This is a genomic window from Tenacibaculum sp. 190524A05c, from assembly GCF_964036595.1.
Lineage (GTDB): Bacteria > Bacteroidota > Bacteroidia > Flavobacteriales > Flavobacteriaceae > Polaribacter > Polaribacter platacis.
On record NZ_OZ038523.1, the window covers coordinates 2,352,044 to 2,378,042 of the forward strand.

Annotated in this window: 10 protein-coding genes; all 10 read left to right on the top strand. The window is 31.2% G+C overall.

The window, feature by feature from the left end:
• Positions 1–356: 356 nt before the first annotated feature.
• The 10 genes from ABNT61_RS10225 (at position 357) to ABNT61_RS10270 (ending at position 25,994) form a co-directional block, all read left to right on the top strand.
• Positions 357–11,546, top strand: a complete 11,190-nt coding sequence (locus ABNT61_RS10225; RefSeq protein ID WP_348743127.1) for a hypothetical protein — start codon at positions 357–359, stop codon at positions 11,544–11,546.
• Positions 11,547–11,658: 112 nt separating this feature from the next.
• Positions 11,659–14,079, top strand: coding sequence for a carboxypeptidase-like regulatory domain-containing protein (locus tag ABNT61_RS10230; RefSeq protein ID WP_348743128.1), 2,421 nt, complete (start codon positions 11,659–11,661; stop codon positions 14,077–14,079).
• A 136-nt stretch (positions 14,080–14,215) separates the two neighbouring features.
• Complete coding sequence (locus tag ABNT61_RS10235) at positions 14,216–15,877, top strand: DUF262 domain-containing protein (RefSeq protein WP_348743129.1); 1,662 nt, start codon at positions 14,216–14,218, stop codon at positions 15,875–15,877.
• A 595-nt stretch (positions 15,878–16,472) separates the two neighbouring features.
• Positions 16,473–18,239: a hypothetical protein gene (locus ABNT61_RS10240; RefSeq protein ID WP_348743130.1), complete on the top strand. Its 1,767-nt coding sequence runs from the start codon at positions 16,473–16,475 to the stop codon at positions 18,237–18,239.
• 7 nt (positions 18,240–18,246) lie between these two features.
• A complete protein-coding gene (locus tag ABNT61_RS10245) occupies positions 18,247–19,113 on the top strand; it encodes a hemagglutinin protein (RefSeq protein WP_348743131.1) in 867 nt (288 codons plus the stop codon).
• Positions 19,114–19,132: 19 nt separating this feature from the next.
• Positions 19,133–21,601, top strand: a complete 2,469-nt coding sequence (locus ABNT61_RS10250; RefSeq protein WP_348743132.1) for a hypothetical protein — start codon at positions 19,133–19,135, stop codon at positions 21,599–21,601.
• A 12-nt stretch (positions 21,602–21,613) separates the two neighbouring features.
• A complete protein-coding gene (locus tag ABNT61_RS10255) occupies positions 21,614–21,778 on the top strand; it encodes a hypothetical protein (protein ID WP_348711257.1) in 165 nt (54 codons plus the stop codon).
• 108 nt (positions 21,779–21,886) lie between these two features.
• Positions 21,887–24,112 (top strand): T9SS type A sorting domain-containing protein, encoded by a 2,226-nt coding sequence (locus ABNT61_RS10260; RefSeq protein WP_348743133.1) that lies wholly within the window; start codon positions 21,887–21,889, stop codon positions 24,110–24,112.
• Positions 24,113–24,135: 23 nt separating this feature from the next.
• The gene (locus ABNT61_RS10265; RefSeq protein ID WP_348711254.1) at positions 24,136–24,300 is read left to right on the top strand and encodes a hypothetical protein; all 165 of its coding nucleotides are present in this window, start codon (positions 24,136–24,138) and stop codon (positions 24,298–24,300) included.
• Positions 24,301–24,389: 89 nt separating this feature from the next.
• A complete protein-coding gene (locus tag ABNT61_RS10270; protein WP_348743134.1) occupies positions 24,390–25,994 on the top strand; it encodes a hypothetical protein in 1,605 nt (534 codons plus the stop codon).
• Positions 25,995–25,999 lie beyond the last annotated feature (5 nt).

The window sequence follows — 25,999 nt, forward strand, 5'->3', positions numbered from 1 at the left end:
ACATCACTTTTTGTGATGTTTTTTTTAGTTATAGAAAAGTTTAAAAAAGAATAAAACCATCTCAAATAAAAATAGATGTTGGTTTTGTAATTTTTACTTGAATAAGACATAAACTAGATTAAATAATAACTTAAATTATTAAATATAACACTGGAGATATACTAGCTGTAATAGCTTTTTTATCGGATTTCTACACATATCTCTTCACATCAGGGGTTCAAAAAAAATCATTCAAAACCCCTATAAAACCTAGGATCTAAATTTTTGCACCCTTATTTGCACCCGTTCATTTCTTTGCACAAGCTCAAAAATCAAATAGTATTGCATTGTGTTTAATGTAAATCTCTTTAACAAAGATGAATAAAAGAATACTTTTAGTACTAACCCTATTTTCGTTTTTCGTGTACAGTCAAAATTCTTGTACACTAGACGAAACCAAATTCACAGGAACATTTACCACAACCACAGTTGGTGGAACAAAAATTAAAGCAAGTGATGCAACTGCTCAACATCAATTTGGAGAGCGAGTGGCTATAGATGGAAATATTGCAGTAGCAAGTTCTAGAAGTAATGAATCAGCTGCAGGTAAAGTCTATGTTTATATTAATGACGGATCTGGTAATTGGACACAACAAACGATTTTAACAGCAAGCGATAGTTTTTCTGGTGACAATTTTGGATCATCTGTTGCTATTGAAGGAAATTATGTAATTGTTGGAGCTCGTTCTCAAACTAATTCCTCAGCAGTAGATACAGGAGCAGCTTATTTATTTGAATACAATGGTTCTAATACTTGGACTGAAGTAGCTGTATTTGAACCTAGCGATGGAAGTTCTGGTGATCGATTTGGAGAATCAGTTTCTATAGAAGGGAATCTAATTTTAATTGGTGCTAGAGATGGATGTGTAGGAGGTTGTGCGTATTTATACGAAAATGACGGAACAGGAACATTTACATACACAGAAACGAAGTTAGAACCTCAAGTAAAATCAGATTATTCTGGAGCGCGTTTTGGATACACCGTTTTAGTTAAAGATGGTCGTGCTTATGTAGGAGGAACTAGAGATTATTCTTCCTTGGGTGATTTTGATGCAGGAAGCGTTCAAATTTGGGATCAAGCCAATGATGGAACTTGGTCACGTACCCACAGATTAAGAGGAACAGAAACTTCAGAATCTTTTGGTGGTAGTATTAGTGTAGAAGGTGATTATTTAGTTATTGGTGCATTCAACTATGCAACCAGCTCTACTCCAGAAGCTGACCAAGGAAGAGTATATATTTATAAGGCTGATGTTAATGGAGATTATTTAGACGCTAACAGAGTCATGATTCAAAATACAGATAAAGATAGCTTCACAAATCAGCGTTTTGGATCAGCAGTCGCTTTACAAAACGGATATTTGTATGTTGGAGCTCGTGGTAATTCCGGTGAGTCAAATTCAGATGCAGTGTACATCTTTAAAGATGATGGAACGAATAACTGGACTCAATTTTCAAAATTAACCACTGGAGATTCAGTAGGATATTTTTCAAATAATGCTCTTTCAGTTTCATATCCGAATATGATTGTAGGGCAACTAAATGATCATTTTCCAAGTAGTTCTGGAGCCATCCACTTTGTTCCTTTGGCAAGTACGGTAACACCAACAGTTTCTGTTACAGAAACTACAGAGGCTCTTATTGGTCAAAATAATGCAACTATAAAACTTAGTTTTACTGATGAAGCTACACGTTCCGAAATTCAATTTAGTATTGATGGTGGAACAACTTACCCATATACATTTAGCGACGATGCTTTGACTGGTGAAATTACTAATCTTGGTATAGGTTCGTATGATCTTAGAGCAAAATTTAATTCTGGTTCATGTGTGTTAGACTTAGGAACTGTATCTGTAAATCAGGCTCCCTATACAGCTATTCCAGATGCGAATTTTGAAGCAGCTCTTAACGCTTTAGGTTATGATGATATTGCAGGAGATGGACAAGTTCCTACTAGTACTATAGAAGTAATAACAACACTTGAATTAAACAATCAAAACATTTCTGATTTAACAGGAATTAATGATTTTGTTGCATTAGAGTCATTAAAATTACAATATAACAATTTGACTTCTTTGGATGTTTCAAGATTAGTCAATCTTAAAACACTTTGGGCTTCAAATGGGAATATTTTCAGCACTATAGATGTTAGTAATAATACAGCACTACAAGATTTTAGGATAAGACAATATACAGGTACTTCCATTGATTTATCCAGCCTTACTTTGTTAAATCGTTTTTCATGTACGAGTTGTGATTTAACTAGTTTGGATACTAGCAATAATCCTAACTTGAGTTATTTAGATTTATGGGATTCTGAAATTAACTCTCTAGATTTAAGTACTAATACAAGTTTAGCTACACTTGATGTTTATTCTACTAAGCTTACTTCATTAGACTTATCTAAAAACACTTCTCTTATCAGCTTAACTGCAAATGATATTGCAACACTTACAAGTTTAAATGTTCAAAATGGAAACAATACGAATGTTACAAAATTTCAAGTTTCTGGCAATACTGGACTAACCTGCATTAATGTTGATGATGCGGCTTACAGTACTACAAATTGGACTGATATTGATGCCGGAATGTACTTTTCAACATACAATTGTAGATATACGCAAATCCCTGATGCTAATTTTGAAGCAAGATTAAATGCTTTAGGTTATGACGATATTGCGAATGATGGGCAAGTTCCAACGGATTTAATTGAAGTGGTTACTGAACTGCAACTAGCAGGTCAAAACATTACAGACCTTACGGGTATAGAAGATTTTACAGCACTTGAAGAATTAAAAGCAAATGGTAATAATATTACCTCAATTGACTTATCCAATAATACTGCTTTAAAATTGTTTCAAATGACAAGTAGTTCTTCTCTTGGTTCTATCAATGTAAGTAATAATCCAGTATTAGCAGATCTTCAAATTCGATCTTTAAATAGTTCTATTGATATTTCTAATCTTTCAGCATTAGATCGTTTTGCTTGTGTTGACTGTACATTTACAACTTTAAACACTAGTGGTAATCCAAACCTTCGACATTTAGATCTTGAAGATACACCTGTTACTGCAATTGATGTGAGCACAAATACTAAATTAGAAATTCTAGAATTAGAAAACACAAAATTAGTAGAACTAGACCTATCAAAGAATACTTCATTTAAATATTTGTATGCTCAAGACATCACAACGCTATCAACGTTAAATATCCAAAACGGAAACAATACAAATATTAGTGCTTTTGATATTCTAGGTACTCCTGTATTCTGTGTCCTTGTAGATGATACAACTTACAGTACGACAAATTGGACAAATATTGAATCTACTACATTGTTTAGTGAGACGAACTGTAACTATACAGCTATTCCTGATGCTACTTTTGAAGCAGTACTAGAATCTCAAGGTTATGATAATATTTCTGGTGACGGACAAGTACCAACATTTTTAATTGAATCTCTTACCGTACTAAATATTAGTAGCAAAGGAATATCTGATTTAACCGGTATTGAAGATTTTGTTGCACTTGAAGAATTAAAAGCAAATCAAAATGATTTGACCAGTATTAATTTAACTAATAATCCTGCTTTACGAGTTCTTTGGATTAGACAAGGGAATAACAACTTCTCATCAATTGATGTAAGTAAAAACACAGCACTAGAAGACTTTAGAATTCAGTACTCTGGAACTTCACTTGATATTTCTAATAATACAGCTTTAACTCAATTTATGTGTACCGACTGTAGCCTTACTTCACTTAATACGAGCTCTAATACAAATTTAAATTATCTCGATTTAGAAGGTTCGGATATTACAGCACTTGACTTGAGTACTAATATTAATTTGACTGGTTTGGAAATTGACAAAACTAGATTAATAACGTTAGACTTGTCTAAAAACGCATCACTGAAATATTTATATGCAGACAATATTACATCACTAACAAGTTTGAATATTCAAAACGGAGCAAACACAAATATTTCTGCATTTGAAACTGTAGGTACACCAGTTCCTTGTGTTGTAGTTGATGATGTAGCTTATAGTACTACAAACTGGACTGATGTTGAGGCAACAACTAGATTTAATGTAACCAATTGCAACTATACTACGATTCCAGATCCGAATTTTGAAAGTGCATTAAATAATTTGGGTTACGATGATGTTGTTGGTGATGGAAAAGTACCAACATCATTAATTGAAGCTGTTACAGTTTTAGATGTTAGCAATCAAAACATTTCTGATTTAACTGGAATACAAGATTTTACTGCGTTAACGGACTTGAACTGTGAAATTAACACACTAACAACGTTAGATGTAAGTACCAATTCAAATCTTCAAAAGATTGTTTTTGATGAAAACAACATTACTACCATAAACTTTGGAGCGAATACCAACCTTAACTCTATAGAAGGAAGATACAATCAATTAAGTTCAATAGATATAACTCAAAATACAGGACTAACCTTCATAAATATTAGAAATAATTTATTTTCGAGTATTAATGTATCTAATAATACATTGCTTGAAACAATTAACATTCGTGAATGTACAAATGTTACAAGTATAGATGTTTCTTCAAATACTAATCTTAAATTTCTGTATCTACAAGATGTTGGTTTAACCGATATAGATATTACTCAAAATACGTTATTAGAGGTTATAACTCTAGAGAGAAATAACCTATCAGCAATTGATGTATCCAACAATACTGCTTTAAGACAACTTAGAGTATCGGAGAATAATATAACTCGATTAGACGCTTCAAATAATACTGCATTGACACGTTTATCTTGTGATAACAATCAATTAACATTTTTAAATGCACAAAACGGAAATAATACTGCGATAGCAAATGGAGATTTTAACGCAACTGGTAATACCGACTTAAAATGTATTAAAGTTGATGATTCAGCATGGAGCACAACAAACTGGACAAATATAGATTCGGGTGTTTCCTTTTATAGTACAGGTGTTTGTAGATATACTACAATTCCTGACTCTAATTTTGAAGTCGCACTTGAAAACTTAGGTTATGATGATATTTCAGGAGATGGAAAAGTGCCAACTGAAAATATAGAATCTGTAACAGATTTAGATTTAAGAAGTAAAACTATTTCCGATTTAACAGGTATTGAAGATTTCATTGCCATAAAATCACTTAATCTTAAAAACAACAGCTTAACTTCAATAGACTTAACTAACAATGCTGACTTAGAAACTTTAGGTGTCAGCGAAAATGATTTGACCAGTATAGATCTTTCAAAGAACTTAAAGTTGACTAATCTAGATATTGGTGCAAATCCAATTACTTCTATAGATGTTTCTAATAATACTTCTTTAACAAGATTAGAATGTCCTGTTACAGACATAACCTCTATTGACGTAAGTAATTTAACACAACTTACTTTCCTAGAATTATTTCAAACTGATATTACAACTCTAGATGTTAGTAATAATCTAGTTTTAAAAAATTTAATCTTATATAGAACTAATTTAACTTCATTAAATCTTTCCTTAAACACAGAACTAACACAACTACGTATTGATTATACAGATATTCCAGCTATTGATCTAACATCAAATACAAAACTTGTTGAAGTTAGAATAAACGGTTCTGATATTACTACAATAGACCTTACCAATCAAGTTGCTTTAACTGATTTTTATGGGCAAACAGGTGCTTTAGAATATATTAATATTAAAAACGGGAACAATACGAACATCGTCAATTTTGATGTGAGAAACAATAACGATTTAACTTGTGTAACCGTTGATGATGCAACCTACAGTACAACTAACTGGACAAACATTAGTTCTTCTACTAGTTTTACCGAAGGAATTTATTGTGATTATACGGATATACCAGATGCAAATTTCGAAGCGCGATTAGAGGCTTTGGGTCATGATGATATTTCTGGCGATGGTAAAGTTCCTACAAAATTAATTGAAGAAGTTACTTCTTTAACCATAAATGGACATTCGGTATCAGATTTTACAGGAATTGAAGATTTTACCGGATTAACGTATTTAGACGTTGGTAATAATGACATTACTAGTCTTGATGTATCAAATCTTACTTTACTAACATTTCTGAGAGTTGATGGTAATTCGTTAACAAGTTTAGATCTTTCAAAAAATACTTTATTAGTAGATTTAAGATGTTCTTATAATGCAGGTATCACAAGTTTAAATCTATCAAATAATACTTTACTTGAAACCGCTCATTTAGGAAATAATAGTCTTGCAAGTTTAGATCTAAGTAGCAATCCATTCTTATATGATTTACGTCTTACAGGAAATGACTTAACTTCAATAAGCCTAACAAATAACACAGCATTACAAACTTTAATTGTAAGTAACAATCCTTTAACTACTCTAGATCTAACTGCGAATACAGCATTAACTTCTCTTTACGCAACTAATTGTGGATTAATATCTGTTACGAATATAAATACAACAGTTTTACAAAATTTATACTTACAAAAGAATAATCTTACGAGTATTGATTTTTCAAGTAGTGTAGGAACAATTACTAATATGTATCTATCCGAAAATAGTTTAACAGAATTAGATTTCACGGGAGCTATTAGTTTGAAAAAGCTATCTGTTTATGAGAATAATATTTCAAGTTTAGAAGTAACACAAGCGGTGAGTTTAGAAGAAGTATATGTTACCGATAATGATTTGACATACTTCAATGTAAAAAACGGAAACAATACAGCAATTCATGAATTTCATGCCGATAATAACCCTTCTTTAACTTGTATTTTAGTAGATGACGCTGCAACAAGTACTACTCGATGGGTTAGTGGTATTGATGATACTGCAAGTTTTAGTGATACGTACTGTCGTTACACGGCTATTCCAGATTCAATTTTTGAAGCTAGATTAGAAGCTTTAGGTTATGATGATATTTCGGGAGATGGACAAGTACCTACTAAATTAATCGAAGTAGTTACTAGCTTAAATCTTAACGATATTGGAATTAGTGATTTAACAGGAATTGAAGATTTCACAGCTTTAGTTACCTTAAATGCCAGAGGTAATAACTTTACTACAATAGATGTTAGTAACAATATCTTACTAGAAACATTAACTGTTAATACTAATAATCTAACTACAATTGATGTATCAAAAAATGTAGCATTAAGAATATTAAATCTTGGAACAAATTTATTTACCTCTGTTGACGTATCTAAAAATGTAAATTTGAGAGACTTATTCGTTCAAGGAAATAGTGGTTTAACTTCCTTAGATCTTAGTAACAATACACAGTTACAAAACTTATATACTACCAATACCAATATTGCTTCATTAGATATTAGCCTTAATTCTAACCTTAAAACATTAGAAGTTTATAAAACTCCTATTGCAAATATTGATTTATCAAATAATCCAGATATTACTACACTACGTATCGATGAAACTAATATCACAGAAATAGACTTAAGCAATAATGTAAATATTGAAACCTTGCGTGTTAACGATACGGGTATTGAAACTTTAGATTTAAGTAAGTTAACATCTTTAGAAAAATTATGGGCACATGATACTAGTTTAAATTATTTGAATGTAAAAAATGGCAATAACACTAATGTTCTTACTTTTAGAATAGAAAACAATCCTAATTTAACATGTGCCATTGTTGATGATCCTAGCTACAGTACAACAAATTGGACCGATATTCCTTCTGGATTTGTATTTAGTACTACATATTGTGATTACACATCAATTCCAGATGCTAATTTTGAAGCTGCTTTAGAAGCTTTAGGTTATGATGATATTTCAGGTGATGGACAAGTACCAACACCATTAATTGAAGTAGTTGAAGACTTAACAATCGTTTCAAAATCAATTGCAGATATTACTGGTATTGAAGATTTCAAAGCATTGAAAACATTAAACTGTGCAGGAAATACATTTACAAGTCTTAATCTTTCAAACAATACGGAATTAACTTCAGTAATCACAAAGTTTACTCCTATTGCAACTTTAAACATTAGTAATAGTGTTCATCTAGATATGTTAGTATGTTCATTCAATAACTTAACAACGCTTGATGTATCAAATAATATTGCATTAACGTATTTAGAATGTAACAATAATAACTTAACAGCATTAAATGTTTCAAATAACGTTGCTTTACAAGATTTACGTTGTGGAAGTAATAGTTTAACAGCCATTGACGTAACGTACAACACAGCGCTTACTTCATTCTGGTGCCAAGACAACGCTATTACAGATTTAGATTTAAGTAATCAAACTGGATTAGTTTCTATTACAGTTAATAACAACAGCTTAACCAATTTAAACGTTAAAAACGGAAACAACACAAATGTTACTAATTTTATAGCCACTGGTAATATAAACTTAACATGTATTAATGTTGATGATGTTACATACAGTACAACAAATTGGTTGGGTATTGACAATACTGCTAATTTTAGTAGTACGGGCTGTAGTTATACACAAATTCCTGATGCAAACTTTGAAGCGGAATTAGAAGCTTTAGGTTACGATGATATTTCTGGTGACGGACAAGTACCAACCTATTTAATTGAAGTGGTAACGAGTTTAGCACTTCCTAATAGAGGAATTAGTGATTTAACAGGAATTGAAGATTTTGTAGCCTTGACCTCTCTAAACTGTAGAGTAAATAACCTAACAGCTTTAGATGTAACTCAAAACACATTATTAAAGACGTTAACTGCAGATGGTAATTCAATTACTTCGATTGATTTATCTAACAATACTGATTTAGAGATTTTAAATTTAGCTGGAAGTAATTTAACCTCTATTGACCTTACCAATAATAGTTCATTACGTAAGTTATTACTTAACGGTAATGGTGGGTTAACAAGTCTAGATATTAGTAAAAACACTAAACTTGTTGAATTTAAAGCCTATGCTACTAATATTACTGCATTAGATTTCAGTGTTCATCCTGACATAGAAACATTAGAATGTTACGGTACGCAAATTAGTACAATTAATCTTTCTAACAGTCCAGATTTACGTGTACTTCGTGTTGATAACACAAATATTACTGCATTAGACTTGAGTAATAATCCGAACATTGAAACATTACGTGTAAATGATACAGGTATTCAAATTTTAGATTTAACAAATCAAACAGCACTGAAAAATTTATATGCACATGATACGAGCTTAACTTCTTTAAATGTGAAAAACGGAAATAACACCAATGTTACCACGTTTAGAGCAGAAGGTAATCCTAACTTAACTTGTATCGTTGTTGATAATGTTACTTACAGTACGAACAATTGGACCGATATTGATGGAACTGCAAGTTTTACAAATAGCTACTGTCGTTATACTACAATCCCAGATGCAAATTTTGAAGCAGCTTTAGAAGGTTTAGGTTATGATGATATCTCGTCAGACGGTCAGGTTCCTACAGATTTAATTAAAGGAATTACATCTTTAGAAGTGAATAACCAATCAATTACAGACTTTACTGGAATCGAAGACTTTGTTGGATTAACTCATTTAGATGTTGGTAATAATAGCGCTGGAAGTATTGATATTACAAATCTTGTTTTATTAGAATTTGTAAGATTAGATGCGATGTCATTAACATCAATCGATCTTTCTAAAAACACTGCACTTGTCGATTTACGTTGTTCTTTTAATTCAGGATTAACTAGTATCGATGTATCAAATAATACGCTACTAGAAACAGCACATATCGGTAATAATAGTTTAACGAGTATTAACCTAAACAATAACCCTCTATTATATGAACTAAGATTGTCTCACAACAATTTAACAAGTGTAGATTTATCTAGCAATACGGCACTAACAGAATTGAATATAACTAACAATGATTTAAGTTATTTAAATCTTAAGAATGCTAACAATATAAAGATTGTAATATTTTATAGTACGGGGAATCCATCATTAAGTTGTGTTTTAGTTGATGACGCTAATTACAGTACAACAAATTGGACAAATATTGATAATACAACAAGTTTTAGTGACACGTATTGTCGTTATACAGCAATTCCTGATACTAGTTTTGAAGCAAGACTAGATGCTTTAGGTTATGATGACGTTTCAGGTGACGGACAAGTACCAACTGCGTTAATTGAGAATGTTACGTATTTATATGTTCCAGTAAATGCTGGTACTCCAATTACAAGTTTATCAGGTATTGAAGATTTTGTGTCATTAGAACGATTAATTTGTTCTGGAAGCAGACTTACATCTATTGATTTAAGTAATAGTCCAAACTTAACAGAAGCTAACTTGAGTAATAATAATTTAACTAGTATTTCAATAAATGGATTAACTGCCTTAGAAAATCTTCAATTGGGTGGAAACAATTTGTCATCAATTGACGTAACAACCAATACAGTTTTAATCGATTTAGATTTAAGAGGAAGTGATATTACAACTTTAAATGTTACCAATAATACTGCTCTAGAAACATTAGATATTGGAAGTAATGAAATTTCAACTATTGATCTTTCAAATAACACAGTATTAGAAAGCTTTACGTTCTCTTCTACCCCATTAACTTCATTAGATCTATCTAACAACATTAATTTGTATTATGTGGAAGGAGAATATGCCAATAATTTAACTGAATTAGATTTGAGTGCCTTACCATTATTAGATGAAGTATATTTAAATGATTGTGCCTTATTAACTTCTATAAATATTAAAAACGGAAAGAACACCGATATTTCTGATTTTGAAACTACTGGATCTCCAAACTTAACGTGTATTCTAGTAGATGATGAAACATATAGTACTACAAACTGGACATCAATTGATGATCATACTAGTTTTAATAATATTTCCTGTGAACAAGTTCAAGTAGCAATAAAGGTGTACTTACAAGGTGCATATTTAAACCCCAACACAGGAGAAGAAAGCTTGATGCGAGATGATTTACGTGTATCAGGAGGCGTTTACGGTTCAACCTCACCTTATAGCGATAGCGCTACTATTTCAGATGCCATTAAAGTGGATGATGCGGGATCTGATTCAATGGTAGATTGGGTTTGGGTAGAACTTAGAGATGCTAATGATTCAAGTATTGTTATTGCTCAAAAATCTGGAGTTTTACAGCGCGATGGTGATATTGTAGATGTTACAGACAGCAGAAATGCCCCTCTAACTTTCTCTGTCGCTTCAAACAATTATTTCATCGTAGTAAAACACAGAAATCATTTGAGTGTTATGACGTCATCTCCAACAAGCTTATCTTCCACTTCTACAACTTTAGATTTAACTTCGAACGCGAACTTAGTTTCTGGTGGAGCAAATGCTTTAGTTGATATGGGAAGTGGAATTTTTGCCATGATCTCTGGAGATTTTGATGAGAATGGTCAAATTCAAAACATCGATACTAACGATGTTATTCAATTACTAGGAGTTTCAGGATATAATAAAGCCGATCTTGATATGAACGGACAAGTACAAAATGCCGATATCAATAATTTATTGAATCCAAACATCGGTAAAGGAGAACAATTTTAAACCCCTCTTGCTTCGTATAAAATTAATGCCAATTGATATCCTATAAAAGTGTTGTCAATTGGTATTAGTTTTTTATTCCATAAAAGATTCAACACAAAATAACCCCAAGAACATGAAAAAAATTACGTTAATCTTAGTTACTTTTCTACTCGTATTATCTTGTAAAAAAGATGATGATTTTACTGTAGAATCAATCAATCAAAATATTACAAATGAAGAATTTGCAATTGCCAACTTTGGAACCACAATTACGTCAAACTTTTTTGGACGTATAGTTAATAAAGATGGTCAAAATATTAAAGATGTTCTCATAACTATAGGTAATGAAAGTACGTACACCGATCATAACGGAATTTTTACCTTTACTGATGCTCCTGTTTATGAGAATTTTGCATTAATAAAAGCTTCCAAAGATGGATATATTCAAGCCAGTAGAGCTTTAATACCAAATTCAAATAGTTCAAATGATGTGCAAATTACTTTACTTGAAAAAAACATTGTGGGTAATGTTTCTTCTGGAAGCCCTTCTGAAGTCACTTTATCAAATGGTTCAAGTGTAAGTTTTGGAGGAGATTTTGTTGACTCAAATGGAAATCCATATAACGGTAATATCGAAGTTTCCGTTCATTACTTAGAACCAAATCAAGAATCTACATTTACCGAAATGCCAGGAATGTTATTTGGACAACGTGAAAATGGTTCTGCATCCGCAATGGAAACTTATGGAATGTTAGCGGTGAACTTATATTCATCAACTGGAGAGGAATTAAATATTGCTGAGTCCTCACCAGCTACATTAAAATTTCCAGTTTCAACCTCTACACCAAATGCACCAGTTGAGATTCCATTATGGTATTTTGATGAAGAAGTAGGATATTGGAAAGAAGAAGGTTCAGCAACTAAAGTTGGAAACGAATACATAGCTCAAGTAAATCATTTTACATGGTGGAATTGCGATATACCTTTAGACGATATCAATATCTGCTTTACGTTACAATACGAAAATACAGCAGTAAATTCAACGCAGCCCATTGCAAATAATTATTTTGAGATTAGGAGAAACACAACAGGACAGATCATATACTCTGGATATACAAATGATGTTGGTGAAGAATGTGGTATATTTCCTAAAAATGAAGAAGTAACTATAAATGTTTACGGTAATGACGCTTGTTCTACCGAAGTAATTCACTCACAATCTTTAGGTATATATAGTTCGGATGCATCAATACAAATAACAATACCTACATTATCATCATCATTATCAAATGCAATCATAAGAGCAAGCGTAAAAGATTGTTCCGGAAATCCCATGACGAATGGATATGCTGTTATATATAACAAAAATTCAAATTCTTTTGATTTCAATAACACAGTTTATATTACTAACGGGATAGTAAACACAAGTTTGTTGTATTGTAACTCTGCTGACTATGCAATGGTTGTTTTTGATTTGGATTCTAATAACGTTTCAGATGAAATACTATTAACGTTAAACCCAAATACAACGACAGATTTAGGAGCTATATCATTATGTGGAAATACAGTTGGAGGCACTTATGTAGGAAATGTTACCATTAAAAATCAACAAGAATTGGATTTCTTTGGAATGTTTGGCTATTCTGAAGTTCAAGGAAATTTAACAATTCATGTGGATAATAGTACTAGAGCTATATTAACTAGTTTACAACCTTTGTCAAGCCTAAAAAAAGTCCAAAACTTTAGTCTTTTAAGTACTGGTTTATCCTCTTTAGAAGGATTGGAAAATCTTACAACTTCTGGGAATTTCTATGTAAGTGATGATACCATAACATCCCTAGATGGATTGCAAAATATAGTGGATGTACAATCTTTAGCTATTTATAATTGTGATTTATTAACCACGTTAAATGGATTACAAAATTTGGTCAATGTTGATTATGATTTCTACTTGTTAAGAAATCCACAACTCGCAAATTTTACAGGATTAACTAGTTTACAATCCGTGGGTTCAATTGATATTCAAGATTGTGATTCATTTCAAAACATTGAAGGATTAACAAGCTTTAATTCATTCTTTGATCTTAAAATTGAAAATTGTTCATCGTTAACATCATTAGCTGGTATGGATACAATCTTATCTAATAGTTCTGTTACAATTAGTAGTATTAATCTAAAAAACAACCAATCGTTAGTGGCATTAACGGGTTTAGAAAATTTGCAAAAGGCAAGTTATTTAGTCTTAGAAAGTAATGGAAATCTAACAAACTTAACTGCTTTATCTAATTTGACAACCTTAGATGCTTTGTTTTTAAGAGATAATAATGCACTAACAACTTTAGATGGCTTAGATAATTTGACTAGTGTAAACTGGTTAGGTATTGGAACTTATGGATCGTGCAATGGACAAGGAAATGGTGGAAACACTAATCTACAAAACTTTTGTGCCTTATCTAATTTGATAATAAACGGATCTATTGGAACTTCATATCATGTATGTAATAATGCCAACAATCCAACAGTTTCAGATATACAATCTGGAAATTGTAATTAAAATAGACTTCTATTAATGGAGATACTATATCAACATAAATTTATTGAATCCAAACATCGGTAAAGGAGAACAATTTTAATCTTTAAAACCTCCCATTTTAAAAAAGAAACTTACACTTAACTTCAAAAAACAACCTATGGATAAACTCAAAATTGGAGCAGAAATTAGCAACTTAAAGAAGATTTTAGTTGATGATGAAAAATTCTATCAAATTCCGGATTATCAAAGACCGTATTCTTGGGATAAAGAAAATATTTCTGATTTAATCGATGATTTAATCAATGCTTTTAAATCAAAAGAAAATGAAAACTATTTCTGCGGATCAATTGTATTAGTTGAAAACAGTAACGATAATCGTTTTGACATTATTGACGGACAGCAGAGAATTACGACGTTTACTATTATAGCATGTGTATTCCGAGATTTATATGGTAATATCTTAGGTAAAAAAGCATTAAAATATATATCAAACTCTATTCAAGATGAATTTGAAGAAAACAAACGAAAACTAAGGTTTTTAACAAATGAGAAAAATCAAATAGACTTTGAGACTGAAGTACTAAAAAAAATTCATTTTGTCGACTTCAAAAACATCGAACGAGAGCTCAAAAACAAAAAATATTTAGCCAACGCTCATTACGTAAGTTCATTTTTAAAAGAAAAAACAGAAGCAGAAAACATTAATATTGAGGGATTTATAATTTGGTTTTACGAAAACGTTGTTCTTGCAGTAATTACATGTCCATCTCAAGATAGTGCTATTCAAATATTCAATGTTCTCAATGATCGAGGAATGCCTCTAAGTTCAATTGATATTTTGAAATCATCTTTAATGGTTAAACTAAGCAATAAAGAGGATATGAAAGCATTTAAAACAAAATGGGAAGGTATAAATTCAAATTTAAAATTTGTCAATTTAGATATTGATGCTATGTTGAATACATATTTGTATTATAAATTAGCTTCAAATCCGAAAAACAGGCTAGATAAAGAACTTCTTGAAATATTCAAAAAAGAAAACAAGGATTCATTAGAAATTATTAAAGAAATAAGTGATTTCTCAGAAGCTTATATTGAACTTTATAATTCTCAAGACAAATATATTTATTGTTTGAAATATTTAAGACATAAAATTTATTGGAACGCTATCATTACTACAGCTATTTATGAGAATTACAAAGATACTTCCAAACTTATTCAACTTCTTGTTGCCTACTATTACCAAAATTGGATAGCAGGTAAAACAGTAGCTCGAATTAAGCAAACGTCTTTTAATATTTTAAAACTAATTAAGGAGCATTCACCTATTTCTGCTATTCAAGAGGAACTAAAATCTAATCTAGAAAATTATGGTACTACAAAATCCTTTATTGAAGAATTAAATGGAATTAAAGTTTACAATAGAAAATGGTGTAGAGCTGTTTTATTATTAGTTGAATACTTTACAACTGATAACGATAAAATAAACTTTATTCCTTTAACCCCAAATTTACATTTAGAACATGTTTTGCCTCAAACATTAAATGACTATTGGTCGGAAACTTTTACTGAAGAGCAAATCGAAAACTGGACAGATTCTTTAGCCAATCTTACTCTATTATCCTTAAGAAAGAATGTTCAAGCGCAAAACCACAATTTCAATGAAAAGAAAAAAGCTTATGCCGATAGTGATAATGTCATTTCATCATTTCTAATAACTCAAGAGATTTTAAAAGAAGATTATTGGAATATAGATACTTTAGAAAAGCGACGTGAATATTTAAATACAAGAATTTTAAATAAAACGATGATTCTTTAATTTTAAAACCTCCCATTTAAAAAAAGAAACTTACACTAAATTCTATTTTTTACTTTCATAAGAGATAATACTAACTTCAAAATGTATTATCTCTTTTTTTTGATTGTATAAATTTCTTATGAGTATCCTTTATAAAACTTTGAAGGAGGTTATTTGTTGGAAAATTATGTTTGATTCTTGCTAACAAAAAAATCTTCACTATAAAATGAAGGTACATTTTTCTAATCTCAAAAATCAAAGATCTTACAATTTTACAAGCCTAATTTTTCATTCATAATGATGAAAAATATGTAGAACTTGATTATTATTTCTCTTATAAAACCCTTCTCTAAAATCAATTTTTACATACTTTTTTTCATTTTGTTCAGTATAGGGGTTCAAAAAAAAACCTCTAAAACCCCTATAAAATATAGACTCTTAATTTTTGCACCCTTTTTTGCACCCTGTGATTTCTTTTTTTAAGCGTTAAAACCAAATAATATTGCACCATGGTTTTACCAAAAGATTTAAACCTGGATCAAGAAGATAAAATTCCAGTTGACAATTTTGGTAAAATGTAAGTTTTAAAATAAAGAATTTAAATAACACCCTACACATGAAATTCAAAAATGACCCACACAACATTTGCAATTCGATTTGCTTAAAAAGATGGAATTCTTTCTTATTCCTTTTTCTATTTTCTTTAATCGCTTACTCACAAACTCCAGAAGGTTTTAATTACCAATCTGTAGTTAGAGATGCTTCAGGAGATGTAATTTCTAATTCGGCAGTTGGAGTACAATTCAAGTTACACCAAACAACAGCAAGTGGAACTGTAGTATATACCGAAACTCATACCCCAACTACAAATGCTTATGGAGTTTTCAACTTAGTTGTTGGTCAAGGGACTACATCTGATGATTTTTCAAGTATTGATTGGTCTGCTGACAGTTACTTTATTGAAGTAAGTATTGATGCCGCTGGAGGTACAACATATGTAAGTATGGGAACAACTCAATTATTAAGTGTTCCATATGCATTACAAGCGAAATATGTTGAAAATGGTGATAACCTTGGAGATCATACCTTAACTGAAAATATCAAAACAGCTGGTAAATGGATTTCTAATGATGGAGACGACGAAGGATTATTAGTAAATTCTGGAGGAAGAGTAACTACATCACACAAATTATTCTTAGGTAGTAATATTAATCTAGACACGCATTGGATTAATGGAGATGGTACAGATAACAAAGGGATTAGCTTTGATACAGATGGAACTGTAAACTTAGGTAGCAATATAAAGTTAAATGGTAACTGGTTATCCAATGATGGAAATGACGAAGGAATAAAAATATTAGATAGTGGAAATGTAAGTTTAGGAGGAAACATACAGTTAAATGATAAATGGATATCTAATGATGGGAATGATAAAGGAATTAAGATATTAGATAATGGGACTATAGAGCTTTCAGGTAATATTAAATTAGGAGGTAATTGGATTAATAATGATGGCGGTAGCGAAGGTTTACAATTCGATACTACTGGAAATGTAACATCTTCTGGAACTTTAACTTTAGGAGGTAATGCATTATTAAATAATAACTGGTTATCTAATGACGGAGGAAATGAAGGATTACAAATTGATAATAGTGGAAACCTAACGACTTCAGGAGATTTAACTTTAGGAGGAAATTTTCAACTTAACGGAATATTAACATCACCTTCTGAAAATCAAATTTTTGGTACTTATGATAATACAAGTAATCTTTCAAATCTTGAAAGAAGAAATGTAATTATTGGATATCAAGCTGCAGAAGGTGCTCAATCTGGAGATAGTAATGTTGTTATCGGATACTTTGCAGGATATAATTTAAATGGAGATTCTAATGTATTGATAGGAACTGCAGCAGGAGCAGGTGGTACATTCTCTAATCAACTTCATATTAGAGATTTAATTTATGGAGAATTTGATAATGATTATTTACAAGTTAACGGAGAGTTAAAAGTTGAGGAAAATATTTCAACTGATGGAAATATAATTATTGATGAAGATGGTGATGATCTTAGAGCAGCTGGTGCAGCTAATAATGTAGAAATCATCTCAATAATTGTAAATACAGATGGATCATTGAATACAAATGTTACCAATTCATCGGGTATAACAGCTTCTTTAAGTGGGAGCACATATACAGTAAATTATTCGAATCACTTTTCAAATATTCCTGCTGTAACGATCACTTGTGTTGCGTCTACTTCTGTAACTAGAGCTGCTATGATTACTTCATTGGCTCAAGGTAAAGTGGAGTACCAGGTAAGAAGTTCTGGTGGAGATAACAAAACTGATGCTGTAACTGTTTTAAATATCATCGGAAAAAGATAATAAGCGTATGAAACAGTTTTTATTCATCATATCATTGCTGATTACTTCTTTTTTGCCTTCTCAAACATTAGAAAGAACTGTAATTGGATCAAGTGGAACGACTTTAAGTACAGCAAATGCTAGTTTAGATTTTACTATAGGAGAATTAGTAGTTACTACAAGTTCAAATGGGAGTAATACATTAACTCAAGGTTTTCAACAAGAAACAATCGTTTTAAGAATTAAACTTGCTCCAGTAGTGTTTTTACAAGGTCCATTAACAACGTCAGGAACAACAACAATGGATGATAGTTTACGAAGTAATAGTTTATTACCAACTACTAGTCCATATGCAGATGCAATTACTTGTGAAGCTTCAGTTTTCAACACAACAGGGAACGATGCTATTATCGATTGGATTTGGATAACGTTACGTGATAAAAATGATAGAACTATCATTCTTGCTAGTCAATCTGCATTATTACAAGCTGATGGAGATATTGTTGATGTTGATGGAGTATCTGCTTTAAAAATCAACTTGTCTTCAGATAGTTATTACGTAGCTGTAAATCACAGAAATCATTTAGGAATCATGAGTGAATCTGCAATTGCTTTAAATACTAACAGCTCAACCGCAGTTAATCTAAGCGATTCTGCCTCTTCTGTTTTTGGAGGAACAAATTCAGTTGTAGATATGAGCAATGGATTATTCGCAATGGTTTCGGGAGACTTTGATGAAAACGGACAAATTCAAAATATTGACACGAGCGCTATCATCCAATTACTTGGAATTTCCGGATACAATAAAGCGGATTTAGATATGAACGGACAAGTTCAAAACGCGGATATCAATAGTATTCTTAATACCAATATTGGTAAAGGAGAACAATTTTAACAACTAAACCCTATTCCCCATGGTTAAAAACAACATTTTAAAGAAACTACATGCATGGAAACAATCTTTGTTTATTTTCATGTCTCTTATGAGCATTGGGCAATCCCTCTCCGCCCAATGCCCTTCAGGATCTGTGTATTTAACCTCTCAAACTGCAGTTAATGATTTTATCAATAACTATCCAGATTGTACAGCTATTACTGGAAACTTAGTAATTTCTAGTGCTTCGGTTACAGATATTTCTGGATTGAATAATAAAATTAAAAGTGTAACTGGTTTACTATCAATTTCTAGTACAAGTCTTACCAACTTAAACGGACTTCAAGGAATCGAAACTATTGGAAGTTCTTTTACAGTTAACAACAATGATAGTTTATCAACTTTAGCAGCATTAAGTAATTTAACATCAGTAGGTAATGGATTAAGCATTACTGGTAACGATGCCATTACTACTTTAAGCGGGATAGAAAATATTTCGACTGTTGCTTCAATTAAAGTAACATCAAATTATGCCTTAGCTGATATTAGTGTATTTAGTCACCTAACAAATGTAAATTTTGACATTTCTGTGGGTTATAACAACCTAACAGACTTACAAGGATTACATAACTTAATAACAGTAAAAAATCTAACGATAACAGAGCCTAATTTACCGAACCTGAACGATCTTGATAAGCTTACAACTGTTGATCGCTTGATTGTTCAGAGTAATTCTATAATTACTTCTTTAGAAGGATTAGAAAACATAACTAGTGTTGATGAAATTCTATTTTCAGATTTAACTGTATTAGGCGATTTAAACTATTTTCCTAATGTTAGCAATCTTCCAAGATTAAAGTTGAGAGGATTGAATTCAATTACGAATTTAAATGGTTTAAGTACGCTACAAACAGTAACAAATTTTGAGATTGAAAGTTGTAGTTCTTTAGCTTCTTTGTCTGGAATTACAAATTTAGATAGTGTTGTTACATTACTTTCTTTGAAATATCTTCCAATATCAAATTTAAGTGGTACTGAGAATATTACATCTTTAAGCAAACTAACAATTGATACTTGCGATAATTTAGTTAATCTAACGGGGCTTAGTAATGTAAGTGCACTAGGTGATATTTCTATTACAGACGCAGCTGCTTTCGAAAACTTTAATGGATTAACAAATACCAATACAATTGCAAGTGTTACTATTGATAATTGCGATAGTTTAAATGGTTTTGTTGGTTTAAAAGCAAATTCAACTGATACTATTGAAGTAAAAAACTGTGATGCAATTACCAATTTGAGTGGTTTAAGTTCATTTACTACGTTGGCGTCTTTAACTATTCAAAATTGCTCAACATTTAGTTCTTTAAACGGAATTCAAAACCTAACTTCTCTTGACAGATTATCAATTCGAAACACAGGAGTTACAAGTATGACTGGTTTCCCAAGTATTTCTAGTGTCAATTACATTTTGATATTAGATAATACTTCATTGACTTCGTTAGATGGGTTTGAATCTTTAACTGAAATCGGGCAAATTAATATTTCAGGAAATGGCTTATTGAATGTAGACGGACTTCAAAACTTAGTATCGTTAAATCCAGATAACTCTAGTGTTGATCATTATTTAGCTGAAGACAATCTTCAATCTATCAATTTAACGGCTTTAAGAGCAGTAAACGGGAATTATTGGTCTTTATATATACCTAACACTACAGATGTATGTGGTATGGCAAATTTTGCGTCCTATGGAAGTTTACCAAGCTTCTGGTCTTTCTATGCAGACTCTGGAAACTACGCTAGTTTTGACCAAGTAAAAAATGCTTGCGCTATTCAATTTTCAGCAAAATTATATTTAGAAGGAGCTATGAAAAATGTTGCTTCTGGAGAAGAGCATTTAATGAGAGATGATTTAAGAGTAAATGGAATTATACCAAGTAACTCACCATATGCTGATGGTATAAATTGTGATCCAAACGTATTTAACACAACAGGTGAAACTGCCATTATCGATTGGATTGTTTTACAATTAAGAGATGGTTCAGATCCTACTAACATAGTACAATCAAAATCATTCCTATTGCAACGTAACGGAACTGTAATAGACCCCGAAAACAATTCTACAAACTTAACTTTTTCAGAATCGGCAGGAACATATTTTATATCTGTTTCTCATAGAAATCACTTAGCAATCCGCTCGAATACAACTGTGGCTTTATCAGCAACAACAACAAATGTTGATTTTACAAATTCTACAAATGTATTAGGAGGAACTGCTGCACTGAATTTAGTGTATACAGATTCTGGAACTGGAACCCATACCTATGCAATTATAGCAGGAGATAATGATGAAAATGGACAAATACAAAACATTGATATCAGTTATATCATTCAAGTTTTAGGAAGTTCAGGATACTTAAAAGAGGATTTAGATTTAAATGGTCAAATCCAAAATACAGACATAACAAACATTCTAAATACCAATATTGGTAAAGGAGAACAATTTTAATCCCAAACGTTTATGAAGCTAATTAAAAACAGAAAATTTACAGTTAGAAAAGTAACCAAAAAATTTGCCTATCTACCTATTGTTTATCACGGAAGTTTTTTCTGGTTATCAATGGTTAGAATAGAGAAATCATTCAACGGAATGTCAATGAGGATAATTAATATTCAAAGAGTATAAAGTTTAAAACAAAGCATTAAGTCCGTTGCCCCTGAAATAGATTATACAGTGTATAATTAATGTAGGGAACACAGGGGTAAACGGACAACTTCAAATAACAATTTTTAAATGATGAGAAATTTACTATTCATAGTTTTAGCTGCCTTTTCAACACAGCTATTTTCACAAAACATTAGCTTCACATTTGCAAATGCGAGAAATACAAATGATGGAACAAATGATTATTACGAAGCTGACATTTATATAGCTTCTGATACTGATTTTATTGTAGGTTCAGGACAAATATATTTCAACTATAGTACTGAAGCATTCGGAGAAAATGTTCACACAAATACGAACTTCGAAATGCTAAGACCAACTGGTTCAATATTAGAAACAAGAATTTTAGGAGCAATTGATGCATATCAATCATTTATCGTAAATGATAACACAACTTCTAGGGTTTCAACTTCTTTTCAACAATTAGCTAGTAGCGGAACTATCGGAATGCCGGTAGTTGGAAGTACTCCTACACACTTATACAGTATTAAAATTAAATATGCTGATGTAAGTAAAGATCCAAATGTAACTTTTGAAACAGGAGGAGTATTTTTAGATCAGTTTTACACAGCTTGTGGACCAACAACTGTAGCTCCTTTTGCTTCTGCAAATTGTACTTCTACACCTGGAAGTCAAATTACAGGAGATTCTTATGACTCAGCTGGTGCTGCATTACCTAGCCCGGTAAACTGGACTGGAAATTCTAGTACTTTATGGGGAATTACTTCAAATTGGAGCGATTTAGCAATTCCAGATGCAACTAAAAACGTTACCGTTCAAGATGTAACTAATGATCCTGTTTTGAACTCTGGAAGTTATGTTGTTAATGATTTAATTATAAACTCTGGAGCTGATCTTTCTATTGATACTGATGGTAGATTAAATGTAAATGGAGATTTGACAAATAATGGATCTATTTCATTAACTGCAAGTGCATCAGATAGTGGTGTATTTATCGTAGATGGTTCTGCAACAGGACAAGTTACTTTTCAACAAAATGGTTTAACAGCTAATGAGTGGACTGTAATTACAGCACCTGTTAGCGGACAAAGTATTAAAGAATTTGCAGAAAATGCTGCTAATGATATTCGTGTAAACACTAGTGTTACACCAAATAGATATGCAATTGCTTACTATGATGATAGTAACGCTGATGGAGCTAAGTGGGTATACTACACTACAAATGATTTAACTACTGACGCACTAGAATTTGAAATTGGTAAAGGATATGCAATTTCTAGAGCAACTGATGGAGGTGTTTCTTTTACTGGAACTATTGAAACAGGTGATGTAACGGAAACTGTTACAGAAAGTGAATGGAATGCTATTGGAAATCCATATACTGCTTACATGCCTGTAAATGATACATCAGGAGAAAACTTTATTGCGAATAACTCAAGTAAGTTTGATCCTTCTTTTGTAGCTATCTATACTTGGGATAATACTCAAAACAAATATGCCGCAACTACTTTATTAGATGCTGAGAGTAAAATAGCTCCAGGACAAGGTTTTTTCGTAAGAACAAACTCAGGAGTTACAGATATGACTTTTACTGCTGCTCAACGAGGACTTCCAGTTTCTAGTGGTGGATCTATGAGACCTTCAAGAAGTGCTACTGATTTCTCTTTTGAGCTAGTTGCTAGAGCTAATACTAAAATGGTTAAAACAAAGATTTTATATAACAACTCTGCTACAAAAGGTTTAGATGCAGGATATGATATCGGTAATTTTGGAGGAGCTAGCTTTGATATTTATTCAAAATTAATTGAAGGAAATGCTGACCAGAACTATACTATTCAATCTTTACCAATGGATAGTTACGGTGAAATTGTTATTCCAATTGGAGTTGTTGCTCAAAAAGGAGAAGAAATTGCATTTTCAATTGATGCAGATCAATTACCAACAGATGCTACGATTTACATTGAAGATAAAGTAACAAATACTTTTAATGAGATTACCAAAGATAGCTTTACAATTACTTTAGACGAAGCATTAAACGGATCAGGAAGATTCTACATCCATACTTCAGCTAAAACGTTAAGTACAGATGATATAGTTGTAAATAATGAGAGTATTTCAATTTTCAAATCAGCAAAAAGCGAAATCACAATTACTGGTGTTATCTCAAATGCTCAAGTAAAAGTATACTCAATACTAGGTACTGAAGTTTCAAACGCTGAAATAGCAGCAGGAACAACTGGAACAATGAATTTAGAGAATTTATCAGCAGGAGTTTATATCGTTAAACTTCAAACAGAAAATTCAGAAATCAGTAAAAAAATAATTTTAGAATAGTTTCCTACATATCATAAATAATCATGAAAAATAATAAACAACAAGATAAAATTTCACGTAAAGAAGCCTTACAAAAAATAGGTGATTACGGTAAATACACAGCATTAACAGCATTAGGTACGTATTTAATACTAAATCCTAAAAAAGCTCAGGCAGCTTCGCCAGAAGCTCCGGGGGATGGGTTCTAAATAATTTTGAATAGGGAAGATTATTTAAACGAAAAGGTCAGTTCACTTCTTGGCTGGCCTTTTTCAATTTTAAAACTTTAGGAATAATAATGCGCAATCTATTTTTAATACTTTTTCTACTAATTGAGAGCTTCTCTTTAAACTCTCAAATAAAAATAGATAGTACTCTTATTCGTTTAGAAATTCAGCTAGAAAGCGCCCAAACCGACTCCTTAAAAGTAGAAGCTTTATTAAAATTAGCAAGCTATCAAAAGAAAAGAAACTACAACAAAGTAATTACTTACTGCAATGAAATCCATAAAATATTAGATAATGTAAACTACGATTCTAGACTGCAACGTGCAAAAGCATTTGTTCACTCCGGGATTTATAAAAGAAGAAAATCTAAATACATAGCAGCATTAAAAGACTATTATTTAGCTGAAGGGATTTACATTAAACAAAACTATTTTCATGGTTTAGCTGGTATTTATCATAACATTGGTTTTATCTACCAAACACAAAAAGAATATCGTAAATCAATTAGTTTACTTAACAAGGCCATATTCTTAAACGATTCTTTAAAGAGATATAGCGGATTAGGAAATAACTATAATGTTATGTCTATTTGTTACAAAAATTTGCAACAAATTGACTCTGCTTTTATTGCTGTTAATAAAGCCATTGAATATTTCGAATTAGATAACTACGAAGAAGGAAAACAGCAAGCTATTGCAAATAAAGCATCCTTACTTACTCGACAAAAAAACTTTAAAGAGGCTCTTGAAATCTATTTGAACTATTTGGAATATGTAAAAGGCATCAATAAAGAAAGATCAATTGTAAATACCAACACGAATATTGCAAACATATACTTAAAAACAGAGCAATATGATTTAGCATTAAAGTACGTAAACAATGGAATTGAATTGGCCATTTCTCAAGACTCAGAGAAATATCTTTATAAAGGATACCTCATACGGAGTAAAATTTATGAAGCTATGAATAAGCACGACTTAGCTTTTAATGACGTTCTTAAATATAATGCCATAAATCAAAGAATAAACAGTGCAAAAATAGCTAGAGAATTAAGAGAAATTGAGGTACTACATGAAGAAGAAAAGCAACGAATACGAGACAGTATAATTAGAATTGAAGAGAAGAAGAACCAAATCATAGCATCTAACAATAAAAAGCTTCGAAAACAACTCTACGGAAGTATCTTTTTAATTTTTACTTTACTTATAATCATTATCGTTTACTACGGATATCAAAAACAGTTAAAAACCAAAAAACAGCTATTAAAAGAAGAATTAAGCGATACAAATAGGCAAACGAACCAAAGTGTAAAAAGAAACAAAAAACTTCCTCAAAACGAATTGAAATCGCCAAATATCGAAGAAGAATATTCACTAGCTCAAATCATTGCTGAACTTAAAAAAGAATCTATTGAAGAAGATCGAATACAACTTCTAAAAAACAAAATAAAAACAATCAATAAAGACTTCCTCCAGAAACTAAAAAAGGAACATCCAAAACTTACTAAAACAGATATAGAAGTTTGCTCTTTTATAAAAATTGGATTGTCACGCAGAGAAATTTCAAATATTCGTAAAACAAGTTTAGAAGCAATAAAATCTACTCGTTTTAGATTGAAAAAGAAATTGGAATTAAGTAAAGATCAGAAGCTCGATGAATACATCCAAAGTATCTAAATAAA